This is a genomic window from Kytococcus schroeteri (assembly GCF_002847825.1).
In the GTDB taxonomy this organism is placed as follows: domain Bacteria; phylum Actinomycetota; class Actinomycetes; order Actinomycetales; family Dermatophilaceae; genus Kytococcus; species Kytococcus schroeteri.
Window position 1 is genome coordinate 1 of the sequence record NZ_PKIZ01000167.1, and the last position, 304, is coordinate 304.

At 71.7% G+C, this 304-nt stretch carries 1 protein-coding gene; it reads right to left on the reverse strand.

Annotation, left to right across the window (positions count from 1 at the left end):
• On the reverse strand, positions 1-204 hold a 204-nt coding region (locus CYJ76_RS12020; RefSeq protein WP_180802316.1), incomplete at its 3' end, for a hypothetical protein.
• Between the last annotated feature and the right edge of the window lie 100 nt (positions 205-304).

Sequence of the window (304 nt, forward strand, 5' to 3'; positions counted from 1 at the left end):
CTGCCCGCACGCCCGGGTGACCTCGGCGTGGACCCGGCCGACCGCGTCGAGGAAGGCCACCTCCGCGGCCCGCATCGCCTCCAGGGCGGCCACCGCCGCACCCAACGCGCCCACCGCGGTGGGCACCACCCCACCGCCACCGACCGGGCCATCGGACTCCCGCCGCACGACCACCACCCCCTGCCCGGATGCACACCACGACATCGAACACACCCACCCACCGGGTCGTTCACATGTTCCAATCATGGCAGCACCACACCCGCCCCGCAACCCCCATCATCGAACATGTGGACGAAACGACACC